Annotated in this window: 26 protein-coding genes; 13 read left to right on the plus strand and 13 right to left on the minus strand. The window is 64.2% G+C overall.

Features of this window, described 5'->3' with window-relative positions:
• Positions 1-6: 6 nt before the first annotated feature.
• The 5 genes from ACWHXP_RS19020 to ACWHXP_RS19040 form a co-directional block, all read right to left on the minus strand.
• Positions 7-672 (minus strand): aspartate/glutamate racemase family protein, encoded by a 666-nt coding sequence (locus ACWHXP_RS19020; protein WP_489635284.1) that lies wholly within the window; start codon positions 670-672, stop codon positions 7-9.
• A 22-nt stretch (positions 673-694) separates the two neighbouring features.
• A complete protein-coding gene (locus ACWHXP_RS19025; protein ID WP_489635283.1) occupies positions 695-2,143 on the minus strand; it encodes an MFS transporter in 1,449 nt (482 codons plus the stop codon).
• A gap of 416 nt (positions 2,144-2,559) precedes the next feature.
• Positions 2,560-3,408, minus strand: coding sequence for a MurR/RpiR family transcriptional regulator (locus tag ACWHXP_RS19030; protein ID WP_489635282.1), 849 nt, complete (start codon positions 3,406-3,408; stop codon positions 2,560-2,562).
• Between the two features lie 141 nt (positions 3,409-3,549).
• Positions 3,550-4,806, minus strand: a complete 1,257-nt coding sequence (locus ACWHXP_RS19035; protein WP_489624420.1) for an Hsp70 family protein — start codon at positions 4,804-4,806, stop codon at positions 3,550-3,552.
• Positions 4,807-5,022: 216 nt separating this feature from the next.
• Complete coding sequence (locus tag ACWHXP_RS19040; protein ID WP_489635281.1) at positions 5,023-5,769, minus strand: SDR family oxidoreductase; 747 nt, start codon at positions 5,767-5,769, stop codon at positions 5,023-5,025.
• 126 nt (positions 5,770-5,895) lie between these two features.
• On the opposite strand from ACWHXP_RS19040, the gene ACWHXP_RS19045 reads away from it, so the two are divergent.
• Positions 5,896-6,786, plus strand: coding sequence for a LysR family transcriptional regulator (locus tag ACWHXP_RS19045; protein WP_209533754.1), 891 nt, complete (start codon positions 5,896-5,898; stop codon positions 6,784-6,786).
• A gap of 10 nt (positions 6,787-6,796) precedes the next feature.
• Here ACWHXP_RS19045 and ACWHXP_RS19050 read toward each other — a convergent pair whose 3' ends face one another.
• Together ACWHXP_RS19050 and ACWHXP_RS19055 are read right to left on the minus strand one after the other, a co-directional pair.
• Positions 6,797-7,561, minus strand: coding sequence for a CDP-diacylglycerol diphosphatase (locus ACWHXP_RS19050; RefSeq protein WP_489635280.1), 765 nt, complete (start codon positions 7,559-7,561; stop codon positions 6,797-6,799).
• 114 nt (positions 7,562-7,675) lie between these two features.
• Entirely contained in the window at positions 7,676-8,032 is a 357-nt protein-coding gene (locus ACWHXP_RS19055) for a helix-turn-helix domain-containing protein (RefSeq protein WP_039787669.1), read from the minus strand.
• A 266-nt stretch (positions 8,033-8,298) separates the two neighbouring features.
• On the opposite strand from ACWHXP_RS19055, the gene ACWHXP_RS19060 reads away from it, so the two are divergent.
• The 6 genes from ACWHXP_RS19060 (at position 8,299) to ACWHXP_RS19085 (ending at position 14,741) form a co-directional block, all read left to right on the plus strand.
• On the plus strand, positions 8,299-8,898 hold the full coding sequence (locus ACWHXP_RS19060; protein WP_227022656.1) for a hypothetical protein: 600 nt from the start codon (positions 8,299-8,301) through the stop codon (positions 8,896-8,898).
• 204 nt (positions 8,899-9,102) lie between these two features.
• Entirely contained in the window at positions 9,103-9,510 is a 408-nt protein-coding gene (locus ACWHXP_RS19065; RefSeq protein WP_034330477.1) for an ExbD/TolR family protein, read from the plus strand.
• Positions 9,510-10,229, plus strand: a complete 720-nt coding sequence (locus tag ACWHXP_RS19070) for an energy transducer TonB (protein WP_489635279.1) — start codon at positions 9,510-9,512, stop codon at positions 10,227-10,229. The genes ACWHXP_RS19065 and ACWHXP_RS19070 overlap by 1 nt, the downstream gene beginning before the upstream one ends.
• Positions 10,230-10,312: 83 nt before the next feature.
• Entirely contained in the window at positions 10,313-12,757 is a 2,445-nt protein-coding gene (locus ACWHXP_RS19075; protein WP_343741353.1) for a TonB-dependent receptor, read from the plus strand.
• A 66-nt stretch (positions 12,758-12,823) separates the two neighbouring features.
• A complete protein-coding gene (locus tag ACWHXP_RS19080; RefSeq protein ID WP_039787660.1) occupies positions 12,824-13,468 on the plus strand; it encodes a MotA/TolQ/ExbB proton channel family protein in 645 nt (214 codons plus the stop codon).
• Between the two features lie 31 nt (positions 13,469-13,499).
• A complete protein-coding gene (locus ACWHXP_RS19085) occupies positions 13,500-14,741 on the plus strand; it encodes a phospholipase D-like domain-containing protein (RefSeq protein WP_276837408.1) in 1,242 nt (413 codons plus the stop codon).
• A gap of 22 nt (positions 14,742-14,763) precedes the next feature.
• On the opposite strand, the gene ACWHXP_RS19090 is transcribed toward ACWHXP_RS19085, so the two are convergent.
• The 3 genes from ACWHXP_RS19090 to ACWHXP_RS19100 form a co-directional block, all read right to left on the minus strand.
• Complete coding sequence (locus ACWHXP_RS19090) at positions 14,764-15,426, minus strand: aspartate/glutamate racemase family protein (protein ID WP_489635278.1); 663 nt, start codon at positions 15,424-15,426, stop codon at positions 14,764-14,766.
• A gap of 65 nt (positions 15,427-15,491) precedes the next feature.
• The gene (locus ACWHXP_RS19095; RefSeq protein WP_039787653.1) at positions 15,492-17,204 is read right to left on the minus strand and encodes a thiamine pyrophosphate-binding protein; all 1,713 of its coding nucleotides are present in this window, start codon (positions 17,202-17,204) and stop codon (positions 15,492-15,494) included.
• Between the two features lie 37 nt (positions 17,205-17,241).
• Positions 17,242-18,504: a D-amino acid dehydrogenase gene (locus tag ACWHXP_RS19100; protein ID WP_489635277.1), complete on the minus strand. Its 1,263-nt coding sequence runs from the start codon at positions 18,502-18,504 to the stop codon at positions 17,242-17,244.
• A gap of 199 nt (positions 18,505-18,703) precedes the next feature.
• Here ACWHXP_RS19100 and ACWHXP_RS19105 point away from each other — a divergent pair, with 199 nt between their 5' ends.
• The 6 genes from ACWHXP_RS19105 to ACWHXP_RS19130 all read left to right on the plus strand — a co-directional run bounded on the left by ACWHXP_RS19105 (position 18,704) and on the right by ACWHXP_RS19130 (position 23,539).
• On the plus strand, positions 18,704-19,168 hold the full coding sequence (locus ACWHXP_RS19105) for an Lrp/AsnC family transcriptional regulator (protein ID WP_039787628.1): 465 nt from the start codon (positions 18,704-18,706) through the stop codon (positions 19,166-19,168).
• A 159-nt stretch (positions 19,169-19,327) separates the two neighbouring features.
• Entirely contained in the window at positions 19,328-20,395 is a 1,068-nt protein-coding gene (locus tag ACWHXP_RS19110) for a saccharopine dehydrogenase family protein (RefSeq protein WP_489635276.1), read from the plus strand.
• 21 nt (positions 20,396-20,416) lie between these two features.
• Positions 20,417-20,833, plus strand: a complete 417-nt coding sequence (locus tag ACWHXP_RS19115) for a GFA family protein (protein ID WP_489624412.1) — start codon at positions 20,417-20,419, stop codon at positions 20,831-20,833.
• 417 nt (positions 20,834-21,250) lie between these two features.
• Positions 21,251-22,087: a transporter substrate-binding domain-containing protein gene (locus ACWHXP_RS19120; protein WP_034331134.1), complete on the plus strand. Its 837-nt coding sequence runs from the start codon at positions 21,251-21,253 to the stop codon at positions 22,085-22,087.
• Positions 22,088-22,096: 9 nt separating this feature from the next.
• Complete coding sequence (locus ACWHXP_RS19125; protein ID WP_287019358.1) at positions 22,097-22,756, plus strand: amino acid ABC transporter permease; 660 nt, start codon at positions 22,097-22,099, stop codon at positions 22,754-22,756.
• A gap of 9 nt (positions 22,757-22,765) precedes the next feature.
• Positions 22,766-23,539 carry an amino acid ABC transporter ATP-binding protein gene (locus ACWHXP_RS19130; protein ID WP_039787624.1) on the plus strand — a complete coding sequence of 258 codons (774 nt, stop codon included), beginning with the start codon at positions 22,766-22,768 and terminating at the stop codon, positions 23,537-23,539.
• Between the two features lie 16 nt (positions 23,540-23,555).
• Here the strand turns inward: ACWHXP_RS19130 and ACWHXP_RS19135 are convergent, their stop codons facing one another.
• The 3 genes from ACWHXP_RS19135 to ACWHXP_RS19145 form a co-directional block, all read right to left on the minus strand.
• Positions 23,556-24,317, minus strand: a complete 762-nt coding sequence (locus tag ACWHXP_RS19135; protein WP_489624411.1) for an SDR family oxidoreductase — start codon at positions 24,315-24,317, stop codon at positions 23,556-23,558.
• Between the two features lie 54 nt (positions 24,318-24,371).
• A complete protein-coding gene (locus ACWHXP_RS19140; RefSeq protein WP_209568239.1) occupies positions 24,372-25,208 on the minus strand; it encodes a DMT family transporter in 837 nt (278 codons plus the stop codon).
• Positions 25,209-25,308: 100 nt separating this feature from the next.
• Positions 25,309-26,103 carry a LysR substrate-binding domain-containing protein gene (locus ACWHXP_RS19145; protein ID WP_489635275.1) on the minus strand — a complete coding sequence of 265 codons (795 nt, stop codon included), beginning with the start codon at positions 26,101-26,103 and terminating at the stop codon, positions 25,309-25,311.
• Between the last annotated feature and the right edge of the window lie 20 nt (positions 26,104-26,123).

The following is a 26,123-nucleotide window of genomic DNA, read 5'->3' on the forward strand; positions in this document are numbered from 1 at the left end:
CAAGATTCAGGCGGCTGCTTCCATGGCTTGCAAGGCCTTTAGCAAGTAGCGCACGGCCGCCGGAATCGGCGCGATCACCGGCACCGAAAACCGCTGCGCCAGTGCCATCGCCGCCTGCCCCAACGGACCGCCGCCGATCACCACCGCCTCGGCACCATCGCGCTCCACGCAGGCGCGCACGGCTTGCGCCAGTGCCTCTACCAGTGCCTGCGGATCGGCCGCCAGCGCGCGCGGATCACCGGCGGTCAGACGAATGCCGGTGTAGAGCGCACCGACACCCGCCTGCTGCGATTTTTCGCCAATCACATCAGCCAGCTCCGGCGTGACGGTGGCCACACCGAAGCGGCGTCCACCCTCGGCTGCTTCCAGCATCGACGCTTCACACAGCCCGGCGACGGGCCGGCCATCAAGCGCACGCAGGCGCTCAATGCCAGGATCGCCAAAGGCGCTGATGATGCACCCGACGCTGTGCCGTCCGCCTTCGCGCCAGTTGCGCTCGACCTCCGCCCCCGCTGCCGCCAGTTCCACGGCATTGACGATCATCTCCGGCCCCTGCCGCGCGCTCACGCCGCTGAGGGCATATCCCGCTGGCAGCGAGGTGCGGGCAATGGCCACCATCATCTCGGTGGTGGCCTGGGAGGAATTGGGATTGATCAACAGGATATGCGGCATGCCAGACTCATGAAAAAGAAAATCAACTACGTGCAGCGACCGCCGGCACCACTGCCTCCGGCGCGGTCTCCTCCAGCGGTGCATCGGGCGACTTGCCATAGGTCTCGGGCACGGTGCGGATGGCAACAGTGAAGATGCCGTACATGGCGGCGATCATGCCGAACACGCCCGCCAGCCCGAAGGCATCGAACAGCCGGCCAGCGACCAGCGGCATCAGAGCACCCGCCGCCGTACCGGTGGCGAGGATGAAGGCGGTGCCGAAGGCGCGCACGCGGGTCGGATACAGCTCGGGCGCGAAGATCCAGATGGTGGTGTTGAGCAGCAGCACGAAGAACTGGAACACCGCACCCGCCGCCAGGATCAGCACGATGCTCTTGGCCAGGAAGCCGATCGCCAGCGCCGCCAGGCAGGCGCAGATCGCACCGGCGGTCAGCACGCGCTTGCGCGGCAGATGGAATCCGACCACCGAAGCGGCAATCGCCCCCAGCAGGCTGCCGCTCTGCATGACCATGGTGAACAGCAGGCTCTTGGAGATGGTGTAGCCCAGGCTCACCAGAATGGTCGGCATGAGCGTGAGCACCGAGATCTGCGCGCCATAGGTCATCCAGATGGCGATGCACAGCGGCAGCGTGCGCCGCGCCAGCGCGCCCTGGAAAATTTCCATGGAGCGCACCTTGGCCGGTGCGGCCTGCTGGCGGCTGCCATCGTCGCTGATCCAGTCACGGCCTTGCGGCGCCGGGCCGGAGAGCTTGCCGCTGGCCAATCGCGCCAGCACCTGATTGGCTTCGGCGATCTTGTTGCGGGAGAGCAGGAAACGCGGCGTCTCCGGAATGTAGCGGCGATAGAAGGCCCCCAGCAGTGCCGGCAGCATCAGGCAGAAGAACAGCCAGCGCCAGCTGTTTTCACCGGGAAAGAGGGTAAACACCAGCAGGCCGAAGGCCGGCGCCAGGAAATTGCCCATGCCGCCCGCGCCCACATTGACCAGGCCCACGGCGGTGCCACGGAACTTGCTGGAACAGAATTCGGCCAGCATGGTGACCGCAATGGCGATTTCACCGCCGAGACCGAAACCGACGATGGCTCGGCCCACAGCCATCACCGTCAGGTCCGGGGCCAGCGCGCAGATGCCGGCTCCCAGTGTGAACAGCAGCAGGTCCAGGCTCAGCATGACGCGCCGGCCATAACGGTCCGCCACGAGACCGGAGACGATGCGGCCGATGGCGGCGCTGGCGAAGGTGACCGTATTGAGCAGGCCGATGTCGGTCGCCGTCAGGCCCCACTGCTGCTTGAGCAGCGGGCCGACCAGGCCGATGGCGTTCTGTTCGAAGGCGTCGAACAGGCAGCCGATCAGAATCAGGAAGATGATGGTGTGATGCGAACGGGTCACCCCGATCTTGTCCAGCGCGCCGTCCAGTTCGGCCACGCGCGGCGAGTGCGGCAGGTCGGGCGATGAAAGTGTGGGTCCGGCCATGGTCTGCTCCTCTTGCGTTGGAAGGTCCAATGAGTGCTGCTCGGTATGTGCATCGGGTGATGCGAGGCTGGGAGACCACGGCCACCTGACCTTGCGGCCGTGAAACTACTGTAGTCCAGCATGCCCAGAAATGAAAGCTAGATTTCAATATATATTGTTTATTGAAATTGAGATTTCACTCATGCAGCTGCATTAGCAATCTGCGTGCCAGCCATTTTGGAGGGATGAAATCAGGATTTCAGGAGGAAATGACCGGCCGGGAACGCCCGGCATGCGCCGCAAGAGGGCAGGCAGCACGGTCGCCGCACCGGCGCGGGGCGGCACGCATGAAAATCGGGAGTCAGAAAATTGAAGTGCCTGAAATCACGATTTCAATATTGGAAGCAGGCAGTCGTCCGACATTCCAGCCCGGCAACTCAATCGAAGTCGCCCAGTTCCTCATGCTCCTGCTCCACTGCCGCCAGCCGCTTGCGTCCGGCGGCACCACTGGCTTCGATCACCAGGGTGGACAAGAGATCACACAGCGCCATCACGCCGACATGATTGTCCAGCGAGCCGGGACCGCGGCAATGTGCCTGCAGCGACCAGGTGGCCAAAGCATAGTCGGCCGAGGCCTGGTCGCTGATGTAGAGAAGATAAGATCCGGCCCGCGTGGCGGCCTCCAGCAGGCGTTCCATCTGCCCGGTCTGGCGGCGCGTGCCGAAGACGATCACGCAATCGCGCTCGGACAGACCGGCAGTGTATTCCGCGAGGGTCTCGCCCGGCCCCGGCAGGCAGGCCACGCGCGGCAAGACCTGGATGATCTGCCAGCGCAGGTAGAGCGCAAAGGCCTGGCTGCTGCGGCTGCCGAAGATCAGCACCTGGGGCGCGTTGACGATGGCGCGGGCGATCTCGGCCAGGGTGGCGTCGGAGAGGCGCTCGAAGGTGGCCGCCAGGTTCTGCTGGGATTGCTGGAAGTGCGCCGCCACCGAACGCACCTGGCGCGCAGCGCCGGGGCTGCTGGCATGGAACAGCGGGGAGCCGGTCTCCTGTTCCTCGCGCACGTGGCGGCGCGCTTCCTCGTAGCTCTCGTAACCGACGCGGCGGATGAAGCGGCTCACGGTCGACGGCGACACGCCCGCCAGTTGCGCCAGCTCGTTGCCGGCATAGCTGGCCAGCTCGCCCGGGAACTCCAGCAGGAAGTCGGCCAGCTGGCGTTCGGTACTGGACAGTTCGTCGAGTTTGCTGCGCACGCGGCGCACGAAGGATTCGGCAGAAGGTTTCATGTCGGTGCGGGGCAGATCCGCGAGGCAGTTCAATGCGGGCGGTCGCGAAGCCGTGGCGGGCGATTTGCTTCATATCGCCTCAAACCCACGCGATCCGGACCGGGTCGCCGCATTGTATAGCAGCCAGGCCCTGCTGCGGCGTCAGCCGAACTTGCGTGCAGCGTCGATGGCCAGGCCGCTGCCGATGCTGCCGAACAGGTCGCCCTCCACATGCCGCGCCTGCGGTGCCAGCGCACTGATGCGTTCGCGCAGCAGGCGCACGCCGCTGGAACCGCCGGTGAAGAACACGCTGTCGATATCGTCGGCGCGCAGGCCGGCCTGCTGCAACAGCGCCAGCACGGTCTGCTCCACCGATTGCACCAGGTGATCGACGGCACCGTTGAAGTCGCTGCGCAGGAGCGGCAATCGCTCCGGCTGGCGCAGGCGGTCCAGGTCCAGCAGGGTCTGCTCGGCGCTGGAGAGCGCGATCTTGCCCGCCTCCACCTGCAGCGCCAGCCAGTGGCCGCAACGCTGCTCGACCACGTCCAGCAGGCGCGCAAAGCGCTCGCGGTCGGCCACTTCGCGCGCCACGTCCTGCAGTTGCTGCCAGGCCTTGCGGGTGTAGAGCTGGTTGATGGTGTGCCAGGTGGCCAGGTTGAAGTAATAGCTGGAGGGGATCTCGGCATTGCCCTGCAGGCGGCCGCCCAGGCCCAGCAGCGGCATCACGCAGGCCAGGCTGAAATACTTGTCGAAGTCGGTGCCGCCGATGTGCACGCCGCCATTGGACAGGATGTCCTCGCGCCGCTCGCTGCGCGCCGCGCGCTCGGGCGAGAGGCGCACCAGCGAGAAGTCGGAGGTACCGCCGCCGATGTCGACGATGAGTACCAGCTCTTCCTTGTCGATGCGCGACTCGTAATCGAAGGCGGCCGCAATCGGTTCGAACTGGAAGGCGATGTCCTTGAAACCGACATCGCGCGCGATCTCTTCGAGCGTATCCTGGGCCAGCTGGTCGGCGGCCGCATCCTCATCGACGAAGTGCACCGGACGGCCCAGCACCACCTTGGAGAACGAAGTCCCGGCCGCGCGTTCGGCGCGCTGCTTGAGTTCACCGATGAACTGCGAAAGCAGGCCACGATAGGGCAGCGCCCGGCCGCCCACTTCCGTCTGGCCATCGATGGCGCCGGAACCGAGCAAGCTCTTCAGCGAGCGCATCAGGCGGCCTTCGTAGCCAGCCAGGTATTCGCCCAGACCGGCGCGGCCATAGCTGAAGCTGTTCTCGTCGGCATTGAAGAACACCACCGAAGGCAGCGTGGCCTTGCCGTCTTCCAGCGGCAGCAGCAGGGAATCCCCGGCCTGCGGACGCATCCAGCCGACCGTGGAATTGGAGGTGCCGAAATCCACACCGCACGCGTTCGCCATCGATCACTCCTTCTTTTTGGGTCGGCAATCATATAGAAAAGGACGGTGCTTGTCTGCACGGCGTCATGGCGGCGTTTGAAGCAAACAACATGCCGCCGTGAAATCATTACCGATTCGGCAATGGCAGGATGACAAGCCAACGAAAAACGGCACCGCCGGGCAAGGCTGCCCGACGGTGCCGTCAGATCGAACCGGCTGAAAACGGCTGTGGAAAACTTAGAATTCCTGCGCCACCGGACGCAGCACCACTTCGCTGATATCCACATTGGCCGGCTGCTCGATGGCATAGGCAATCGCACGCGCCACCGAATCGGCCGGAATCTGGTTGGCCTCATACCAGGCCAGCAGGGCTTCCGAGGTCTCCTGGTCGCTGCTGTGGGTCTTCAGTTCGGAATCCACCGCCCCCGGGGAGATGATGGTGGTGCGCACACCGTCCGGTGCTTCGGCGCGCAGGCCTTCGGTCAGGGCGCGCACCGCGAACTTGGTGGCGCTGTAGACCGTGCCCATGCCGGCGAAGACCTTGATGCCCGCCACCGACGACACATTGATGATGTGGCCCGAGCCCTGCGCAGCGAAGCGCGGCAGCGCGGCGGCTACGCCATAGAGCACGCCCTTGACGTTGACGTCGATCATGCGGTCCCACTCTTCGACCTTGAGCTTGGCCATCGGGGCCAGCGGCATGATGCCGGCATTGTTGACCAGCACGTCGATGCGGCCGAAGTGCTGCTCACCCTTGGCGACCAGGGCTTCCACGTCGTCGCGGCGCGCCACGTCGGTGGTCACGGCGATGGCCTGGCCACCGGCGGCGGTGATGTCGGCCACCAGCTTTTCCAGACGATCGGTGCGGCGCGCACCGAGTACCAACTTGGCGCCCAGTGCAGCCAGGTGACGTGCGGTGGTTTCGCCCAGGCCGCTGCTGGCACCGGTGATGACGACGACTTTGTCCTTGATGTTGTTGCTCATGATGAATCCTTTCCAGTGAGGGGTTGGCTTGCGGTTGCTGCGTGTCGATGGGAGGATTATGGGTGGCGCCACTATGCCAAACAATGGAAATGATAAGATTACAGAATTCCATTTTCAGGAATCATCATGCTCAACCGACTGGAGATGCTGCGCATCTTCTGCGCTGCCGCCGATACCGGCAGCTTCAAGGAAGCCGCGATCCGGCTCGGCATTTCACCGCAAGCCGTCACCCGCGCCATCCAGGAACTGGAGCGCCTGCAGGGCGAGATGCTGTTCCATCGCAATACGCGCCAGGTGCGCATCACCAGTTTCGGCGAAGCGCTCGCCGAACGCGCACGCGAAAGCCTGCGTGATCTGGATGGACTCTTCGAAACGGAGGCCGCCAGCCCGGCCGACGAGATGAGCGGACTGGTGCGCCTGGCCGCACCGTCGGCACTGGGTCGCAGCCGCCTGCTGCCCATCGTGGAGCGATTGGCGCAGGCGCATCCCGGCTTGCGCTTCGACCTGCGCCTGACCGATCAGCGCGCCGACGTGGTAGGAGAAAAGATCGACATCGGCATCCGCGTCGGCACCGTGCCGGACAACCGCTTCGTGGTGCGGCGTCTGGGCAAGGTACGCTTCTACGTGGTGGCAACGCCGCGCTTCCTGCGCCGCCATGGGGCCCCGGAGGACACCGAGGCCCTGCGCGCCCTGCCCTGCACCGCCATGCTGGACCGGGGCACGGGCCGCCCCTGGCCCTGGCTGTTCGCGCAGGAGAACCAGTGGATGGCCGATCATGCCCGCTTCCTCTGCGATGATTCCGAGGGCGAATATTTATTGGTGAGAAGTGGCGTGGCCATCGGCCAGATCGCCGGGTTCCTGTGCGAGGACGACATCGCGGCAGGACGGCTGGTCCCCGTCATGACTGATCACGAACCCGATCCCTGGGACATGTACCTCTACCGTCCGCAACGCGGACCGGTGCCGCCGCGCCTGCGGCTGGTGTTCGATACGCTGGTGCGCGAATTCGCCGAGTGAATGTGCTGGCTTACCAGCGGCAGTCGTGATCCATCAGCACTTCGGCACTGCCCTGTTCCTCGCGGTCGAAGTTGACCGGCATGTTGACCAGGAAGAAGCCGGTGCTGCCATCGGCAAAACGCGCCCCGGTCAGTAGCAGTGACTGCGCGGCCATGTTGTCGGCCGCATAGGCGCTGCGGGCAGCGGCCAGCTTGAAGGGGTCGTGCAGTGCCAGTGCATCGGCGGGCAGGCGCATGACCCAGTAGCGATGGCCTTCGAAATACCACGGCAGCCATTGCTGCAAAGGGTCACCCCGGTGATCATCGAGGCTGGCCGCCACATCGCGGCGCATGCAATCGATGTGCAGATGCAGGTGCAATTGCGAACGGCCGGCCGCCGAATTGATTTCAATGCCCAGCTGTTCATCGGAGAGCGGACGGCCCAGGGCCTGCGCCACACGCCCGCGCTGCTCCCATGCATAAGCCCAGTAGTTGGGCGCATCCCGCGCCAGCAACTCCGGACTTTCGATGCCGGTCAGGCGACGGGTCGGCATGAGCAGGTATTGCGCGGGACCGACCAGATCCTTGAGCACCACGAAGCCGCGCGCCAGATCGACCATCACGCATGGCTGCGGCTGGCCGGTGGACTGCATGTTGGGCAGGCATTGCTGGCTGGTGATTTCCCACAGCTTGTGGGGATCGGCGGCCCGGGCCGGACTGGCCGACAAGACGCAGGCGGCCAGCAACAGCGAGCACAGGAAGGCGGCGCGGGAAGAAAAAAGGGAAAGCAGTCGCATCGAAACCATCCGGGACAATGAGCTGCAAGGCGGCAGGCAGTCAGCGCCGCAGCGAGGCCGTGAGATTAACGGCCCGGTATGTCCGCAGCATGACAGCCGTATGACGGGGGGAGATTACTTGTCGCGCGTGGCTTGCACCAAGCACTTGGAGAGCTTGTCGAAATGCAGCCAGGCAGCCTGGCTCAGCTCGACCTGCTTGCGGCGCGGATCTTCGGTATCGGCCAGCACGATCCAGCCCTTCTCGCGCATGGATTTCAGGCGTGCATGCAGCATCGCGGGCGAACCGAATTCGCTTTGCGCCATCAGGTCGCGCACCGACAGGCGTTGCTGCTCCTGCCCGGCACGGGCGATGAAAGCCAGGATCCGGTCTTCGAGCGGATCCAGCGTAGCCAGTGACGGCAATCCCCGGAGTGCTTCGGCCAGTTGCAGAAATCTCAGGTAGATATCCGCCGGCCGCTTGTTTTTACCCATATGGCGATGGTGTTGGTTGTTGTCTTGCAAGTCAGGAACGCGTTACGTACGGAGCGCGCGTAACACGCGCGCGCGACATCGTTCCAGAATTGATAGCGAATCATACGCCGGGCCTGCCGGAAAGTGCAAACTTTACCGTCTTGACCGGCAGCAATGCGTCCGGCGGTAACGTTTGCACGCCGATTTGCGAGGCTGGCGCGCCACACTGCTGAAAATTGTTGAGGTGCAGCGCCCCGCCGCATTGGGTAACATACGCGCCGTTCCGCATGTCCCAGCCTCCCCTCGCCATGCACGCCTCGCCCGACCATCGTTCCGTCCTGCGCACCCACCTGGCCGCCATCGCCGGCACGGCGCTGTGCTATTTCCTGTTCTATTCGATCAACGAATGGCTGTTCCGGCGCACCCAGTTCACCGAGGGCATCGCCTGGATCTACCTGCCCGCCGGCGTGCGCCTGATCTGCACCCTGCTCTTTGCCGAGGCCGGCTGCGTGGGCCTGCTGGTCGGCTCCCTGGCCACGGCGGCCACCTATCAGCTGTTCCCGCATGACCTCATCGCCGCCGCCGGCTACTGCCTGATCTCGGCCGGCGCCCCCTACCTGGCTTACCGCCTCACCCTCTCCGGCATGGACCTGGGGCGCAACCTGGGCAACCTCAACACCACCCGGCTGATGGCCTGCATCCTGCTCTATGCGCTCTCCAATCCGCTGTTCCAGCTGATCTGGTTCGTCATGCGCGGGGTCTATCCGGATTTCTGGAGCGGCCTGATCGTCATGTCCATCGGCGATCTCTCGGGCTCGCTGATCGTGGTCTACCTGTGCAAGCTGCTGCTGTCCATGCTGCCCCGCATGCCCGTGCCACGGCGCTGATGGCAGCCCGCGCGCTGTCGCCGGCAGGCGTCAGCCGCTGGCACAACTGCGGACTTGCGGATAATCCCAGGCAACATTTTCTTCACTCGGGTTAACGCAAACCCGCATGGTGCAATACGCACGACACATTTCCTCGCTACGCTGCGCATCGCTATAAAAACTATAGCGCTACAAATCGTATAACGAAGCTTCGAGGAGTGTGGCATGCGCAGTTGGGACGAACCCAAAAAACGGAAGGCCCGCGTCGAGATCATCCCGATGATCGACGTCATGATGTTCCTGCTGGTCTTCTTCGTGCTGATCAGCCTGAACGTGATTCCGGCCCTGGGCCTGAAGACCCAGCTGCCCAGTTCGTCCACCGCCCAGGATCTGAAACCGCAGACCAAGGCCGTCATCACCATCGCCAAGGAAGACGTGATCCAGGTCGATGGCGAGAACACCACCCTGGACGCCCTCACCGCCCGCCTCGACAAGCTGCGCAAGGATGGCGAGAAACTCAATCTCATCATCAACAGCGACCGCGGCGTGGAAGTGCAGCGCCTGGTCGACGTGATGGATACGCTCAAGAAGGGCGGCTTCGATTCCATCTCGATTGCCACTCGCAAGCAGTGATGATGAACGTTCCCATCCTCTTCCGTTTCCGTGAGCCGCTGGCCACGCTGCCCTCGCTGGTGGTGCTGGCCGTGCTGATCCTGGCCGGCGTGCAGAAAGTGACCGAACTCAAGCGCAAGGAAGATCCGCAGCCGGTGCAAATCTCGCTGACGGAAATACCGCCGCCTCCGGCGCCGCAACCCAAGCCGCAAGTGGAACCGCAGCCCAAGCCGGTCGAGCCGCCGAAGAAACAGGAAGCACCCAAGCCCGTGGCCAAGCCGGCTCCGGTCAAGCAAGCGCCGGCCCCGGTGGACCCGGCACCGCCCTCGGCCACCGCACCGATCCTGCCGGCCACGCCGCCGCAACCCAGCGCTCCGGCCGCACCTCCGGTGCAGTCCGCGCCGGTGGCCCCGCCGTCGCCGCCGCCGACCAACACCGCCAACATCGAGCAGACCTACGTCGGCCAGTTGCGCGCACATCTGAACAGCATCAAGCGCTATCCGACCGGACGCGAAGCCAGCACCCTGCGCCCGCAAGGCAAGGTGCGCGTGTGGTTCGTGTTGAAGCGCGATGGCAGCGTGGTCGACAGCGGCATCGAGAGTTCATCGAACTCCATGCTGCTCGATGATGCCGCCCGCAAGACCATCAATCGCGCCGCCTTCGCGCCCTTCCCGGAAGACAGCTACAAGGGCGAGAGCACGCACCGGTTTACCGCCGATCTGGAATTCATTCCCGTCTGACGCGGCTCGCTGCAGAACGCAGGGGGCGCGCACCGGGCGCAACGATTTCGACACGCAGTTCAACAAACCCAGGGGAACACGACATGCAATGCAAACTCACCCGGCTGTCCTTGCTGATATCCGGGCTCTTCATGGCAGGCGCACCGGCCTTCAGCTTCGCCCAGTCCACCACCACTGACGTCGGCACCGTGACCGTGCAGGGCGGCGGCAGCGCCAGTGCCGGCACGGCTGCAGCCACCGGCCTGATCCAGGCGGAAGATTCGCCCAAGGCGCGCAGCTCGGTCAACCGTGACTACATCGAGAAGCAATCGCCCACCGGCACGCCCTACCAGATGATCAACCTGCTGCCCGGCGTGAACACCTACGACAACGACGGCTCGGGCCTGTTCGGCGGCAACATCCGGGTGCGCGGCTTCAACAGCGACCAGTTGGGCTTCACCATCAACGGCGCACCGGTCAACGACTCCGGCAACTTCGCGGTGTATCCGCAGGAGTACACCGAGCCGGACAACCTGTGCAACGTCTTCGTGACCCAGGGTTCGACCGACACCGAAGCGCCGCACGTGGGCGCCACCGGCGGCAACATCGGCATGACCTTCTGCGCACCGGAAGACCAGCAGCGCATCCGCGTGACCAATGCCTTCGGCTCCAACAGCCTGTGGAAGCGTTATGTGCGCTTCGACTCGGGCAAGCTGCTGGACAACAAGTTCAAGTTCTTCATCTCGTACTCCAAGACCACTGCCGACAAGTTCAAGGGACCGGGCGGCGCCATCAAGGATCACGTCGACATCGGCACCAACTTCGACCTGGGCCAGGGCAGCTTCATCAACGCCAACCTGCTCTACAACCGCCAGCTCAACAACAACTACCGTTCGCTGACCAAGACCCAGATCGCCCAACTGGGCCGCAATGCCGACTTCGGCAGCACCATTCCACAGCACCAGCCCGCAGTGGCCGGTACCGCGCAGAACGACACCACCTATGCACCCAACGTTGCGGCCAACATCGCCAACAACGCGTACTACGCCTACAACCTCAATCCCTTCGAGAACTGGCTGGGCACCATCAATGCGCACTTCCAGCTGAGCCCGACCTCCAGCCTGGATATCGATCCCTACTTCTGGTACGGCTTCGGCACCGGCGGCAACCAGCTGCAGACCGTGCGTGAAGGCGGCGTGACCGGCGCCAGCCAGCTTGGTGGCGGCGCACGCGACGTCAACGGCGACGGCGATCGTCTCGATACGGTCTACGCCTACGAAGGCAGCCGCACCCGCACCTATCGTCCGGGCGTGACCTTCAAGTTCAACCAGCAGCTGGACAACCACCGCATCCTGGCCGGTTACTGGGTCGAGCGCGCCCGTCACCAGCAGACCGGCCCCTTCAGCCGCGTGGACAACAACGGCAACATCGCCGACCTGTGGCAGGACAATTCGGACCAGTGGCTGCGCAATGCCGATGGCTCCATCTTGCAGTACCGCGACACCATGACCGTCAGCACGGCGCAGTCGATCTTCCTGCAGGACAGCATCAGCATGATGAACGACAAGCTCAACGTGCAAGTCGGCGGCCGCTACTCCTCCATCGACCGCGACTTCACCAACTACCCGAGCACCGGTTCCACCAGCGGCACCAACAGCTATTCCAGCGCCGGCTACTACAAGGTCAAGAAGAACTACGCCGACTTCCTGCCCAGCCTGGGCGTGCGCTTCCAGCTCGATGAGAAGCAGTCGGTGTTCTTCAATGCCGCCAAGAACTTCAAGGCGCCGGGCAACTTCTCCTACTTCGGGCTGCTCTCGGGCGGCACCATCGTCAACGGCCAGCTGGTCGGGGCGACCCAGCGCGAAGTGCCGGTGGACAAGGAAACCTCCTGGAACTACGACCTCGGCTACCGCTACAACACGGAGAAGTGGATGGCCTCCGGTTCGCTGTTCTACATCGATTATCACAACCGCATCGCCAGCGCCTACAACCCGGACACCAACAACAAGACCGACTACAACGTCGGCGATGCCAGCTCGCACGGCCTGGAACTGGAAACCGGTTACGCCTTCACCCGCAACCTGTCGATGTATGGCTCGCTGTCCTACATCAAGAGCAAGATGAAGCAGGACCTGCGCAACAGTTCGACCCAGTTCCTGCCGACCTCGGGCAAGGAATTCCCGGATACGCCGAACTGGCTGTCGGGCCTGTCGCTGCAATACCAACAGGATGGCTGGTACGTGTTCGGCCAGGCCAAGTACACCGGCCGCCGCTACACCACGCTGGTCAACGACGATGCACTGGGTGGCTACACCCTGTTCAACGCCGGTGCCGGCATGACCTTCGCGTCCACCACCTGGCTGAAGAAGCCGACGGTGCGCCTGAACGTCTACAACCTGTTCGACAAGCAGTACCTCAACCTCAACGGCGGCAGCGGCAGCCAGTTCACCACCAACGCAGTGGCGGTCAACGGCATCCCTGGCACCGATCCTTCGCTCTACATCGGTGCCCCGCGCACCTTCACCGTCACCCTGACCGCGGATTTCTGATCGCGGCCTGAACCGGGCGGCCCGCACCTGCAACACGGGCCGCCCATCACTGCAAGAGAGGCAAGCATGAACATGCAACTACTCCACGAACTGGCCTTCTACCTGATGTACGCCTGCGCGGCGCTGGCCATTTTCGTCATCGTCGAACGCGGTCTGTTCTTCGGCTACACCATGCGCCAGGCCACGGGCCTGGAGCGCGCCATGACGCACGCGGTCCAGCATCTGCAGGAACTGCCGGCCGAACTGACCACCCGTCCCAGCCTGCCGCTGGCCCTGGTGTCGGACATCCTGGCCGAGAAGCATCACCTGCATACCGAAAAGGACCTGGAAGATTTCAGCGAGTCGGTCTACATTGCCAAGCGCGGCGAAGTGCAGCAGCGCCTGTGGATCCTCGATACCATCGTGACCGCTGCGCCCCTGCTGGGCCTGCTCGGCACCATCCTCGGCATCATCGACACCTTCAAGGCACTGGCGGTGCAGGGCGTGTCGGACCCGGGCCAGGTGTCGCAGGGCATCGGTACCGCGCTGTATGCGACGGCACTGGGCATCGGCATTGCGGTGGTCGGCATGTTCTTCTTCAACCTGTTCCAAGAACGCATCGAGCGCATCAACGATCATCTGAAGGTCCTGATGCTGCGCGCCTGCGTCGGCCGCCTGAACCCGCAGCCGCAACACAGCCCGCAACCGCAGGGCAAGCTGCACATCGCCTGAGCACCACACTGACTTCTCCCTTGCCGACATCATGACCCTCGCGCCACGCCGTCTTCTGCTTCGTCTCGCTGCCGCCTTCGGGCTGGTTCTTTCGCTGGCCACACCGGTCCGGGCCGAATTCGCCATTCCCGGCTTCGAACTGGTCCACACCGTGCCGCGCGAAACCACGCTGGCCACGCCGGATCTGCGCGATGCGGCCGTGGTGTGGAAGGAAATGTTCGACAGCGCGCAGCGCGAGATCGTGTTCGGCCAGTTCTACGTGGCCGGGCAGGATGGCGAGGCGCTCGATGACATCATGGCGCACCTGGAGGCGGCCGGACGGCGCGGCGTGAAGATCCGCTTCCTGATGGAAAAGAAGGGCGAGTTCGCCTCGGTCCCGGCCACCATCGAGAAGCTCAAGCGCATCCCGAATCTGGAATTCCGCCAGATCGATTATTCCCGCATGACCGGCAACGGCATCATCCACGCCAAGTATTTCGTGGTCGATGGCCGCAGCGCCTATGTGGGCAGCCAGAACTTCGACTGGCGTTCGTTCTCGCACATCCATGAGACCGGATTGAAGATCACCGACCCGGCCGTGGCAGCGCAGGTGCAGGCCATCTTCGAAATCGACTGGGCGGCGCAGGCGGCCATCGCCGCAGGACAAACCCCGGTCATGACCAACCGCAGCGTGGTCCCGGCCGATGTGGCGCGCGGCAATTACCTCGTGGCCAGCCCGAATGCCTACAACCCGCCCGGCGTGGGCGATTCGCAAAGCGAACTGGTACGCCTGATCGGAGAAGCGCAACAGGAAGTGCGGGTGCAGTTGCTGGACTATGCGCCGCTCTCCTATGGTCCCAACCACACCCGGCCCTATTACGCCGTGATCGATGATGCCCTGCGCGCAGCGGCCACGCGCGGCGTGAAGATCAAGCTGATGGTCTCCAACTGGAACACCGAGGCCCCCGCCATCCGCTACCTGCAAAGCCTGGCGGTGCTGCCCAACGTGGAGATCCGCATCGTGACCCTGCCGCAGGCCAGCAGCGGTTTCATCCCCTTCGCCAGAGTGATCCACACCAAAGCCATGAGCATCGATGGCAAGGTGGCCTGGGTCGGTACCAGCAACTGGGCCGGCGGTTATCTGGACAACTCGCGCAATCTGGAAGTGGTGCTGCATGACGCGGCCATGGCACAACGCGTGGCGGCCCTGCATGAGCAGACCTGGAGTTCGCCTTATGCCCAGCCCATCGACGTACTGAAGGTTTATCCCAAGCCGGCCAAGGGCAAGCCTTAGGACCTCTTCACCAGCTTGGCACTCAGGGTGCCAGGCCCATCATCTGCCTGGCCAGTCCCACCAGGTCGAAGACCGGACGCCCGGTGCGCTGTGCGATGAGGCCCGCCACCGGCGGCATGTTGGTGCATTCAAGCAGGATGGCACGCACCTGGTGTTGGGTGGCGACCAGCTGATCGGCGGCCGCCACCATCTCGGCATGCACCCGATCCATATCCCCCTCGGGCTGATTGCCCACGATGACGCGCGCGAATTCAGACTCCACCGGCATGCCCACGATGGGCGAATCCATGCTGCCCCCCAGCGCAGCCAGGTGCGCCGCACCGAGACTGGCACCGGACGCCGTCAGGATGCCGACATGGCGCGCACCGCCGAAGGCGTGATACAGCGTGGGCAACCAGCACAGGCTGGAACTGGCAAACGGAATCTCCAGCGCTGCCGCGATGGTCTGCTGATGCAGCGCCAGGAAACCGCAACTGGTCACGATGGCCTTGCAGCCGTCCGCCTGCAAGGCCTGCGCCGCAGTGACAAAGTCATCCACCATGCCGCTGGCCCGTTCGAAGATCACCTTCTGGGGTGAGGCCCGGCTGACCTTGCGCAAGCGCACCGGGAAAGGAAAGGTCGCGGGATTGCCGATATCGCCCACGGGACGCGGAAAAACGGTATCGAGCATGACGATGCCAAGCATGCGTGGCCTTTGAAAAAATCGGAAGGAATGCCCGGCATTCTAACCAAACCCGGGCAAAACGCCTGCTATGCGCCACCCACGGCCAGCGGATCCTTGCCCATGGCCTTGATCCACGAATAGACCGGCGGACATTCATCGACGATGGATTCGGAGACGATATCGATGAGCACCGGCCCCTCGCTGGCAAAGGCTTCATCCAGTGCAGCGACCAGTTCTTCGGCATTGGCCGCACGCAAGCCCTTGAGGCCGAAGCCCTGCGCAATGCGCGCCACATCCAGCCGGGTGAAATCGACCGAGAGGTATTGCGCATCGTTGTGCAGCTTCTGCAGCGCCTTGATCCATCCGAAACAGCCATTGTTGAAATGCAGCAGCACGGCAGGTACCTGCAGGCGGGTCAGCGTTTCCAGTTCGCCGCAGGACATCGAGAAGGAGCCATCGCCAAACAGGCCGATGGGCCGCACGTCGGGCCGCGCCAGCCAGGCACCGACCACCGCCGGAATCGCGTAGCCCAGTCCGCCGAAAGCACGCGGGATCACCAGCCGCGAACCATCGCCGGGCAGGCGCAGATAACGCGTCATGTGCGGCGTAGGCGTGCCGGCGTCGGAGACCATGACCGCACGCGGCGGCAGCCGGCGGTTCAATTCGTGGACTACGCGCTGGGGCTTGAGCGGCAGTGCATCGCTGTGCAAATCCGCCTGGGCCTGCTCCCAGAATCGACGCCGCATGCCGTTGAGTTCAGCATTCCACGCACGCGGTTCGTGCTGCGTCACCAGCGGCAGCAGATCCTGCAAGACCGAACGGACGTCGCCGGCGATGTTGAGATCGTTGCGACCGGTATTGCCCAGTACTGCCGGGTCGATATCGACCTGCACGCGCTGGCGTTCCTGTTGATGGCTGGGGAAGGTCCAGCCGATGGTGACCACCGATCCCATCTTGCAACCGAGGTAAACCAGCAGATCGCTCTCCTCGACCGCCCGTGCTGCATGGGGATGGAAGCCATTGTCGCCAATGACACCGAGCGCCAGCGGGTGCTCGTCCGGCACCGCCCCCTGACCGGTGATGGTGGTGACCACGGCGGCGTCGATCTTCTCTGCCAGGGCCAGCAGGGCTGCCCCGCCATCGGAATGCATCACCCCGCCGCCGGCCACCAGCACCGGGCGGCGCGATGCGTCGAGCAACGCGGCCAGCTGCCGCACCAGATCCGCATCGGGACGCATGGGAAAGGCCGGGAAGCGCCGGCACTCAGGCTCGGCGTAAATCTCGTCCGGCGTACTGGCCGAGGCGTGGGCCAGGATATCTTCGGGGAAGGTCAGGTGCACCGCGCCCGGACGACCCGATGTGGCGGTCCGGAAGGCGCGCCTGACTGCCTCCGGAATCTTGGCCGTGGTCTTGACCTGAAAGGACAGCTTGCACACCGGTTCGAACAGCTTGGCGTTGTCCAGCTCGGTGATCATGCCGCGACCTTCGCCCTTGAGGGGAATATCGTTGGTCAGCAGGATCAGCGGAATGGAAGAACTGTTGGCCTCGGCCATGCCGGGCAGGGAATACATGGCACCGGCACCGCTAGGGCACTCGGCCACGCCGGGCTTGCCGCTGTAGCGCGCATAGGCGTCGGCCATGTAGAGCGCCGAGCGCTCGTCGCGTGCCATCACGTGGCGCACCTTGCCGGAGCGGTTCAGGGCTTTGTAGAAAGCCACATTGGTATCGCCGGGCACGCCGAAGATCACTTCCACGCCGTATTCTTCCAGCAGTTTCACGAGGACATCTGCACCAGTCATGTTTTCTCCGTTTCGGTAGGGGTAAGGGTTGCCTTGCTCATGGATAGCGGGCCAGGGTCAGGCCATCGATATCGATGGCCGGCGGGCTACCCGTGATGAGGTCCGCCACGATGCGGCCGGAGCCCAGCGACATGGCCCAGCCGGTCGAACCGTGACCAAGGTTCAGGAACAGATTGCGGACCGGCGTGGGACCCAGCAGGGGCGGTCCATCGGGCGTCATGGGACGGCGTCCGACCCAGAACTGCGCATCATCAAGATCGCCGGCCAGCGGAAACCAGTCACGCATCACCTGACGCAAGGTATGCAGGCAAGCGGCGCGCAACTGCAGACGGTCATCGCCCAGTTCGGCGGTACCGGCCACCCGCACCACATCGCCCATGCGGGTGATGGCCGTCTTCAGGGATTCATCCATGACGGCCGCACGCGGTGCCGCCTCGGGAAAGCGGACGGGAATGGTGGCCGAATAGCCCTTGACCGGATACAGCGGCACACGGATGCCCAGCGGTGCCAGCAAGGCATGGCTGTCCACGCCGGCGGCAACCACCAGGGCATCGCATGCCAACTGCCCGGCTTGCCCTACGCTGCGCACCTGCAAACCCTGCACCTGTCCACCCTGCACCAGCAGACCGCTGACCTGCGTACCGAAGCGGAACTGCACGCCCATCTCCTCACACAAGCGCCGCAACTGGCGCGCGAAAACCGCGCAATCCCCGGCCTCGTCATCGGGCAGGTACAGGCCCGAAAGCGGTTCGATGCGCGCGTGCTGCAGCCCCGGTTCGGTCGCCACGCATTGCGCCGCGCTCAAGCGCTGGTGGGCAATGCCGGCTTCCTCCAGCAAGGCCAGTGCGGGGGCCGCCATGTCCTCGTCGAAGCGGCTGCGAAAGAGCTGCAGATAGCCCTGGCTGCGGCCGTAATCAAATGGATGCTGCGCCAGGAACTCGTGCAGGCAATCGCGGCTGTAATAGGCGATGCGCTGCATGCGCAGCTTGTTGCGGCGATAGCGCTCCAGCGTGCAGTTGCCCAGCCACTGGCTGATCCAGCGCCATTGCCGTGCACTCATCCGCGGCCGGAACACCACTGGCGAACTGGCCTTGAAGAGATACTTGAGGATCTTGCCCGGCATGCCCGGCGCTGCCCACGGCGTCACATAGCCGGGTGCGATCACGCCGGCATTGCCGGCGCTGGTCTGGCAGGCCACATCGGCCTCGCGTTCGATGAGCACCACCTCAACGTGGCGAGTGGCCAGCCAGTACGCGGTGGCCGTGCCGATGATGCCACCTCCGATGACGACGACTTTCATGTGCGCTGCACCTGCAAAAGAGTGAAGCATGGAAGGGACCGGCGCACTCGCCGGCAGCGAGACCGCAGTCTAGGGTGGAGCGCTGACACAAAAAAGGGCAAGAACGTCGAAATAGTGGTCTAAACTGACGTAATGACGTGCCGTTTCGTCTTTCTGTAGCGCTTACTGATTTTTTCCTCCCTTCCCCGGAGCCCACAGCATGATCAGACTGGACCTGCTGGACGATGTCGATCGCCAGATCATTTCGGAATTGCAGATGAATGCGCGGGCCTCGGTGGCCGACATGGCGCGCCGGCTGGACCTGGCGCGGACCACCATCATTGCGCGCGTGGAGCGTCTGGAAAAAAGCGGCATCATCGCCGGCTACACCCTGAAGCTGGGCAGTGACGTGCTCGATTCCAGCCTGCAGGCCTATGTCGGCATCACCCTGCAGCCCAAGGCGGGCAAGGATGTGGTGCGGCGCTTCAACCGCATGCCGGAAGTCCATCAGCTGTGCGCGGTCAGCGGCGAGTTCGACTATGTCGCATGGCTGCGCGTGAGCACGCCGGAGCAGCTCGACCGCATTCTGGACGAGATCGGCGAAATGGATGGCGTCATCAAAACCACCACCTCGGTCGTGCTGGCACGCAAGATCGACCGCGGCGATGCGCCCAAGACCCGCTGAACGGCCGTTCCGGACCAGGCGAACCGACAGAATGACGAAGTCGCACTACTTTCTGTAGTGCCGGACCCTGCTTTCTGACACATTGTCCGTATATTCTGTCCGCGAAGCTTCCTAGAATGAAGACCAGCCTCTTCGTCTCATTCACTCTGGAGTTTCATCATGCGCACCGTCTTGTTGGGTTCGGGCCACATTGGCCAAACGATTGCACGTCTGCTGTCCGACAGCGGCGACTACAACGTCACCATCGCCGACCGCGATGCCCAGGCCCTGCAGGCCGTCAGCGCGCTCAACATCGAAAAGGCCGTGGTCGATTCCTCGGATGCGCGGGCGCTGGAAGCACTGCTGCACCCGGCCGACATCGTGATCAACGCCCTGCCGTATCACATGGCCGTGAAGGTGGCCAGCGCAGCGCGCAATACCGGTACCCACTACTTCGATCTCACCGAGGACGTGCGGGCCACCAAGGCCATCGCCGCACTGGCTGCCGACGCGCCCGTGGCCTTCATGCCGCAATGCGGACTGGCACCGGGCTTCATCGGCATCGCCGCGCACCATCTGGCCGGTTCCTTCGACGAAGTGCATGACGTCAAGATGCGCGTCGGGGCGCTGCCGCAGTACCCTACCAACGAACTCAAATACAACCTGACCTGGAGCGTGGACGGACTGGTCAATGAGTACTGCCATCCCTGCGAAGCCCTGCGCGACGGCGTCAAGGTGGCGGTCGATCCGCTGGCCGACATCGAACATTTCTCGCTGGATGGCGTGGAGTATGAAGCGTTCAATACCTCCGGCGGGCTCGGCACGCTGTGTGAAACGCTGGCCGGCCGCATCCGCAATCTCGACTACAAATCGGTGCGCTATCCCGGTCACCAGCAGCGCATGAAATTCCTGCTCAGCGACCTGGGCCTGAAGCACGACCAGGAACTGCTCAAGACCATCCTGCGCAAGGCCGTCCCCACCACCATGCAGGACGTGGTGCTGGTGTTCGTGACCGTCAGCGGCATGCGCGGCGACAAGTTCGTCCAGGAAGTCTTCACCCGCAAGATTTTCGCCATTCATGAGGAAGGCCACTACGAGAGTGCGATCCAGAGCACCACCGCTTCCGGCGTCTGCACGGCGGTCGACCTGTTCCGGCTCGGCAAGTTGCCGCAGCGCGGCTTCATCAGCCAGGAGGCGATCAGCCTGCCGGATTTCCTGGCCAACCGCTTCGGTCAGGTCTACGCCTGATCCGCCTCGAGAGCGTCTTCCATGTCCCGCCCCCAGGATCCTGACGTGGAGGACCGGGGCACCGCGCCAGGCCTGCGCCTGCATCAGGCCAGCTGTCACTGCGGTGCCGTACGCTTCCGTTTCCTCTCCCATATCGAGGAGGTGGTCCAATGCAATTGCTCCTACTGCGTGCGCAAGGCCGCGCTGCACCATCGCATCGACGCCCGCCACTTCGAATTGCTGGCCGGCGCCCGGGCACTGAACCTGTACCGCTTCGGCACCCTGCGTGCCACGCATTTCTTCTGTCGCTTGTGCGGCACGCATACTCATTGCCACCCGCGCTCGGCACCTGCGCAGATCAACGTCAACGTGCGCTGCGTGGAAGACGTCCATCTCTGGCTGGCGACGGTGCGGGTGCGCGATCATGATGGCCGTGCATGGGCGCTCGACACACCCTGATGCCGCGCGCGCGACGATGTGCAGTGCGGCGTGCACGGCAACGCATTCCCGACGATAATTGTTTAAATAATTTTCAGGGAAACCGAAAATTGCAATTTGCAGATTGCAGTTCACAGATTCAGCTCACGGATTCAGCCTCAGCGGCCACGACAATAGCGACAAGAACGCGCCTGACGAAGGCAGACAGCAAGCACCATGCCGGCACATGCCTTCACCGTGGTGCAACACCGACCGTTCATGGTGCGGCCAGCCTCTTGCAAGAGGCTGGCCGGGCGAGTACTGCATCGATCAGCCGTGCGTATGGATGGCATGAAAATCGCTAGGTCGACCCCGCCTGCAATGCGCTTTGTACCGCAGTCTTTTTTCAAGTGAAACCCCGCAAGCACGAGCCACGACCCACCCTACCAGGAGACCCACATGAGCATTTCACGCAGACATTTCCTCCACTCGGCACTGGCCGGCACGGCCGTACTGACCCTGCCGGAAGTCTTCGCGCAGGATATCGAATCGACCATGGCGCGCGTCAAGCGTACCGGCAAGCTGCGCCTGGGTGCCATCAACGGTGCCATCCCCTATTTCAACAAGGATCTGGTGACGCAGGAGTGGAAAGGTTTCTGTGCTGATTTCGGCCGTGACCTGGCGCGCTATCTCAAGGCCGAAGTCGAATGGGTCGAGACCACCTGGGGCAATGCGGTGCTGGACGTGCAGACCAACAAGATCGATGCGCAACTGGCGATGGCACCCACACCACAGCGCCGCGAAGTGGTCGATTTCAGCAATCCGCTCTACAACAACATCAATACCGTGGTCGCCCGCAAGGGGCTGGAGTTCAAGGCCTGGGAAGATCTCAACAAGCCTGAAATCAAAGTCGCCGTGGACGTCGGCTCCTCGCACGACCAGCTGGTCACGCGCATTCTGCCCAAGGCCACCATCCTGCGCTTCGAGACCTCGGCCGCGGCCACCATGGCGCTGCAATCGGGACGCGCCGACTGCCAGGTGCTGGTGGTGCTGCTGTCGACCTCGCTGCTGGTGAAACTGCCCAACATCGGTCACATCGTCTTCCCCACACCGGATGAAACGGCCCCGACCAACATCGGCATCCGCAAGCAGGCCGATCAGAGTTTCGTGACCGCAGTGAACGGCTGGCTGGAGGAATCGCGCAAGGCCGGCCGCATCCGCGAAATCATCGTGGCCAACATGCAGAATCTCGCCAAGGTGCCCCCGACCGCTTTCCCACCGCAGCTCAAGTTCTGAGGAGCGGCCATGTACAGCTGGGATTTCGGGATGCTGTGGCAATACCGCGGCATCATCGTGTCGGGCGTCATCACCACGGTGCTCTTCACCGCCGTGGTCGTCGTCACCGGCCTGCTGGTAGGCGTGCTGGTGGGTCTGGGCCGGGTCTCCTCCAACCGCACCCTGTGCGGTGTGCTGCGCGGCTATGTGGAGGTGTTCCGCTGCACGCCGGTGCTGGTGCAGCTGATCTGGTTCTACTATGCGCTACCGGTACTGCTGGGCATCGAACTCTCGCCCTGGATGGCGGCTGCACTGGCGTTGACGCTGTATGGCGGGGCCTTCTACTCGGAGATCGTGCGAGGCGGGATCGTCTCCATCGATGCCGGGCAGACCGAGGCGGGCCAGGCCATCGGCATGACCCGCTGGCAGGTGATGCGGCGGCTGATCCTGCCACAGGCCTTCCGGCGCATGACGCCGCCGCTGGTGAGCCAGTCCATCATGCAATTGAAGAACACGTCCTTGCTCTCGGTGCTGGCCGTCCCCGACCTGGTCTACCAGGGCCAGCTGATCGCCCACGACACCTATCGCCCCCTGGAGATCTATACCCTGGTGGCGGTGCTGTATTTCATCATCCTGTTCCCGGCCACCGTGGTGGCCAAGCGGCTGGAACTGCATCAGATCAAGGCTTGAGGAAGCGCCATGAGCAAACCCATCATGATTTCTGTACGCGGCTTGAAGAAGTCCTTTGGCGACCAGACGGTACTGAGGGACATCAACCTGGAGATTGCCAAGGGCGAAGTGGTGGCCTTGATCGGTCCCTCGGGCTCGGGAAAATCCACCCTGCTGCGCTGCCTGAACCTGCTCGCCGCGCCCAATCACGGTGTCATCAAGATCGGCGGCGAGTGTTTTGACTTCGACCAGACGGTGCCGGAAAAGCTGAGCGACCGGACCATGGCACGTTTTCGCGCGCAGACGGGAATGGTGTTCCAGCACTTCAATCTGTTCCCGCACATGACGGTGGTGCAGAACGTGATGGAAGGCCCGGTCACCGTACTGCGCCGCCCCAAGGCGCATGCCCATGCCCAGGCGATGAAACTGCTGGCGCAGGTCGGGCTGGCGGAGAAAGCGGAGATGTATCCCGAGAAGCTCTCCGGCGGCCAGAAGCAGCGGGTGGCCATCGCGCGGGCGCTGGCCATGGATCCGGAAGTGATGCTGTTCGACGAAGCCACCTCGGCACTGGATCCGGAGCTGGTCGGCGAGGTCCTCAACGTCATCAAGCAACTGGCCGAGCGCGGCATGACGATGATCCTGGTCACCCATGAAATCGCCTTTGCCCGCGAGGTTGCGGACAAGGTGATCTTCATGCGCGATGGTGTGGTGGTTGAGGCCGGGCCGCCGGCGCAGGTGATTGATGCGCCGACGCAGGCGGCCACCCAGGCTTTCCTCGCGCGGGTGCACAAGATCGCGGCCTGATCTCGGGAGCCCGGCTTCACTTGCCTCCGGTCACGTCGAGAAAGGTCCCCGTGCTGAAGGAAGCTTCCTCGCTGGCCAACCAGAGAATGGCGCGCGCCACTTCCTCGGGCTGTCCGCCCCTTCCCATGGGGATGGATTCGCGGACCCGGTTGACCCGGTCCGGTTCGCCGCCGCTGGCATGCATCTCGGTATAGATGTGACCGGGCCGCACGCAGTTGACGCGGATGCCTTCACGCGCCACTTCCTTGGCCAGGCCCGTGGTGAAGGTTTCCAGTGCGCCTTTTGAGGCGGCGTAGTCGACATACTCGTTGGGACTGCCCAGGCGGGCCGAGGCCGACGACACGTTGATCACCACCCCGCCCCTGCCCTGATGCCGATAGGCCATGCGCCGGACGGCCTGCTGCGCGCACAGCATGGGTCCGATGGCGTTGACCGCGAAGATGCGCTGCATGCGCGCGAAACCCAGGTCTTCCATGCGTGACTGGCGCTCCAGCATGGCCGCATTGTTGACCAGCACGTCGATACGGCCGAAGCGCGCATCGATGGCAGCGAAGAGCTGCGCCACCTGCTCCGGGTCGGCACTGTCGGCCTGCAGCGCCAGCACCCGTGCGCCGCGCTGCGCGATATCGGCCGCCACCGAATCGGCCGCGGCCGCATCGCGCAGGTAGCTGAAGGCCACGTCGTAGCCACGTTCAGCGGCCAGCCGCGCGGTGGCGGCGCCCATGCCGCGGCTGCCGCCGGTGATGAGGATGACGGGCTTGGTTGATGCGTGAGTCATGACAGATCTCCATGGAGTGAGCAAAACGGGAGGGGAGCAGGAACGGCCAGCGGATCAACCGATCAGTACCGTCCCCGCTGCGATGGCAGCACAGGCCAGCACACGTGGCCAAGTCAGCGTCTCGCCCAGAAACAGACGGCCGATGACGGCGGCGAACAGCACGCTGGTTTCGCGCAGTGCCGAGACCGCCCCCATCGGTGCCAGCGCCATGGCCTGGATGACGATGCCATAGGCCAGCAGCGAGACCAGTCCGCCAGCGAAGGCGGTGGCGCAGGTCGCCGCCGAGGCGGGGGGCTGCCACAATGCGCGGGGGCCGCGCCACACCACGAAGACGGCGGGCATCAGCAAACCCCAGCCGGCGCACATCCATGCGGTATAGGCCATGGGGCTGCCGGAGAGCCGCACGCCCAGGCCATCCACCACGCTGTAGGCCGCAATGAAGCAGCCGGTCCCCAGGGCATAGCGCAGTCCGGGCAACGCCATCCTGCTGCCCCTGAATGCCAACGCGATGATGCCGCCCGATACCAGTCCTGTTCCCAGCAGCGCCGCCGGCCCCGGCATCTCACCGGCCAGCAGGGCCGCACCCAGCGTCACCAGCAGGGGCGAGGATCCACGCGCGATCGGATAGGTCTGGCCCAGCTCACCGCTACGGTAACTGCGGACGAGGAACAGGTTGTAGCCCACGTGCAGCAGGGCCGAGAGCAGTCCGTACGGCCAACTGGCCGGCAAGGGCAGCGGCAGCCACGGCGTCACGGCCAGACTGGCCAACGCCACGGCCAGGCACATCACGGCCATCGACCAGAGACGGTCCGCGCCGTTGCGCAGCAGCGCATTCCAGCTGGCGTGCAGGAAGGCGGCAAGGAGGATGAGCAGGACGACGGGCAAAGGCATGCGCCATGGTAAGCAGGAGCGCCGCCGGACAGAAGCGAAGTCTCCTCATCCCGCCATGAGCAAATCCTCATACCTGGCGCCGAGGCGGTGACCTTGCATGTCAGTAGCGTGCACCGGCCGCCTGTGACTGCGCCTGCAGCCAGGCCCGGAAACTGGCCACGTGCGGCTGCGTTTCCACGCCCTTGGGACAGACGAAGTAATACGCCAGCGGAGAGGGCAAGGCCAGCTCGAACAGCCGCACCAGGCTGCCATTGGCCAGTTCCTGTTCGACGTGGCCGCTGCGGGCCAGGGCCACGCCCTGGCCCAGCAGCGCTGCTTCGATGGTCATGTTGGTATCGGCCAGGCGCACGCTTTCGCGCAGGGCCGAGACGCTCACCCCGGCTTGCTGGAACCACAGGTCCCATTTCGGCACCATGTCGGCCCCGGCCCGCGTGAGCAGGGGATAGCGGCGCAGGTCAGCCGGCTTGCGGGGCATGCCCAGGCGCGCCAGCAGGGCCGGGCTGGCCACCGGGAAGATCTGCTCGCGGAACAGGAATTCGGAAAACAGGCTGGGGTAGTGGCCGGGACCGAAGCGGATCGCCACATCCGGTTCGGCCGGCGTGAAGTGGATGGCCGTATCGGTGGTCTCCAGCGTCACCAGCAGCTCGGACAGCGTGGCCTCCAGCCGGGCGAAGAACTCGCGCACCACCGGCGCCAGCGCGGCCCCGGCCGGCGTCAGCGTGTTGGACTTGCCGCGCTGGAACAGCGCCATGCCCCACAACGCTTCGAGGTGGCGCAGCTGGTGGCTGACCGCACTCTGGGTGACATGCAGCTCTTCCGAGGCGGAGGTGAAGCTGGCATGCCGGGTCGCAACTTCGAAGGCCCGCAACGTGGCCGTGGGGGGAAGGTCTCTCATGGGTGCGCTCAGGGGTGGAC

Source organism: Herbaspirillum sp. Her2, assembly GCF_057961375.1.

What these genes read in the sequence shown, in the direction of transcription:
- ACWHXP_RS19040 (WP_489635281.1), bottom strand. Translation starts at nt 5,769, where the DNA reads ATGAGCAACAACATCAAGGACAAAGTCGTCGTCATCACCGGTGCCAGC.
- ACWHXP_RS19025 (WP_489635283.1), bottom strand. Translation starts at nt 2,143, where the DNA reads ATGGCCGGACCCACACTTTCATCGCCCGACCTGCCGCACTCGCCGCGC.
- ACWHXP_RS19020 (WP_489635284.1), bottom strand. Translation starts at nt 672, where the DNA reads ATGCCGCATATCCTGTTGATCAATCCCAATTCCTCCCAGGCCACCACC.
- ACWHXP_RS19065 (WP_034330477.1), top strand. Translation starts at nt 9,103, where the DNA reads ATGCGCAGTTGGGACGAACCCAAAAAACGGAAGGCCCGCGTCGAGATC.
- ACWHXP_RS19075 (WP_343741353.1), top strand. Translation starts at nt 10,313, where the DNA reads ATGCAATGCAAACTCACCCGGCTGTCCTTGCTGATATCCGGGCTCTTC.
- ACWHXP_RS19115 (WP_489624412.1), top strand. Translation starts at nt 20,417, where the DNA reads ATGTCCCGCCCCCAGGATCCTGACGTGGAGGACCGGGGCACCGCGCCA.
- ACWHXP_RS19035 (WP_489624420.1), bottom strand. Translation starts at nt 4,806, where the DNA reads ATGGCGAACGCGTGCGGTGTGGATTTCGGCACCTCCAATTCCACGGTC.
- ACWHXP_RS19085 (WP_276837408.1), top strand. Translation starts at nt 13,500, where the DNA reads ATGACCCTCGCGCCACGCCGTCTTCTGCTTCGTCTCGCTGCCGCCTTC.
- ACWHXP_RS19095 (WP_039787653.1), bottom strand. Translation starts at nt 17,204, where the DNA reads ATGACTGGTGCAGATGTCCTCGTGAAACTGCTGGAAGAATACGGCGTG.
- ACWHXP_RS19070 (WP_489635279.1), top strand. Translation starts at nt 9,510, where the DNA reads ATGATGAACGTTCCCATCCTCTTCCGTTTCCGTGAGCCGCTGGCCACG.
- ACWHXP_RS19055 (WP_039787669.1), bottom strand. Translation starts at nt 8,032, where the DNA reads ATGGGTAAAAACAAGCGGCCGGCGGATATCTACCTGAGATTTCTGCAA.
- ACWHXP_RS19045 (WP_209533754.1), top strand. Translation starts at nt 5,896, where the DNA reads ATGCTCAACCGACTGGAGATGCTGCGCATCTTCTGCGCTGCCGCCGAT.
- ACWHXP_RS19130 (WP_039787624.1), top strand. Translation starts at nt 22,766, where the DNA reads ATGAGCAAACCCATCATGATTTCTGTACGCGGCTTGAAGAAGTCCTTT.
- ACWHXP_RS19105 (WP_039787628.1), top strand. Translation starts at nt 18,704, where the DNA reads ATGATCAGACTGGACCTGCTGGACGATGTCGATCGCCAGATCATTTCG.
- ACWHXP_RS19120 (WP_034331134.1), top strand. Translation starts at nt 21,251, where the DNA reads ATGAGCATTTCACGCAGACATTTCCTCCACTCGGCACTGGCCGGCACG.
- ACWHXP_RS19060 (WP_227022656.1), top strand. Translation starts at nt 8,299, where the DNA reads ATGTCCCAGCCTCCCCTCGCCATGCACGCCTCGCCCGACCATCGTTCC.
- ACWHXP_RS19090 (WP_489635278.1), bottom strand. Translation starts at nt 15,426, where the DNA reads ATGCTTGGCATCGTCATGCTCGATACCGTTTTTCCGCGTCCCGTGGGC.
- ACWHXP_RS19030 (WP_489635282.1), bottom strand. Translation starts at nt 3,408, where the DNA reads ATGAAACCTTCTGCCGAATCCTTCGTGCGCCGCGTGCGCAGCAAACTC.
- ACWHXP_RS19145 (WP_489635275.1), bottom strand. Translation starts at nt 26,103, where the DNA reads ATGAGAGACCTTCCCCCCACGGCCACGTTGCGGGCCTTCGAAGTTGCG.
- ACWHXP_RS19110 (WP_489635276.1), top strand. Translation starts at nt 19,328, where the DNA reads ATGCGCACCGTCTTGTTGGGTTCGGGCCACATTGGCCAAACGATTGCA.
- ACWHXP_RS19050 (WP_489635280.1), bottom strand. Translation starts at nt 7,561, where the DNA reads ATGCGACTGCTTTCCCTTTTTTCTTCCCGCGCCGCCTTCCTGTGCTCG.
- ACWHXP_RS19140 (WP_209568239.1), bottom strand. Translation starts at nt 25,208, where the DNA reads ATGCCTTTGCCCGTCGTCCTGCTCATCCTCCTTGCCGCCTTCCTGCAC.
- ACWHXP_RS19080 (WP_039787660.1), top strand. Translation starts at nt 12,824, where the DNA reads ATGAACATGCAACTACTCCACGAACTGGCCTTCTACCTGATGTACGCC.
- ACWHXP_RS19135 (WP_489624411.1), bottom strand. Translation starts at nt 24,317, where the DNA reads ATGACTCACGCATCAACCAAGCCCGTCATCCTCATCACCGGCGGCAGC.
- ACWHXP_RS19125 (WP_287019358.1), top strand. Translation starts at nt 22,097, where the DNA reads ATGTACAGCTGGGATTTCGGGATGCTGTGGCAATACCGCGGCATCATC.
- ACWHXP_RS19100 (WP_489635277.1), bottom strand. Translation starts at nt 18,504, where the DNA reads ATGAAAGTCGTCGTCATCGGAGGTGGCATCATCGGCACGGCCACCGCG.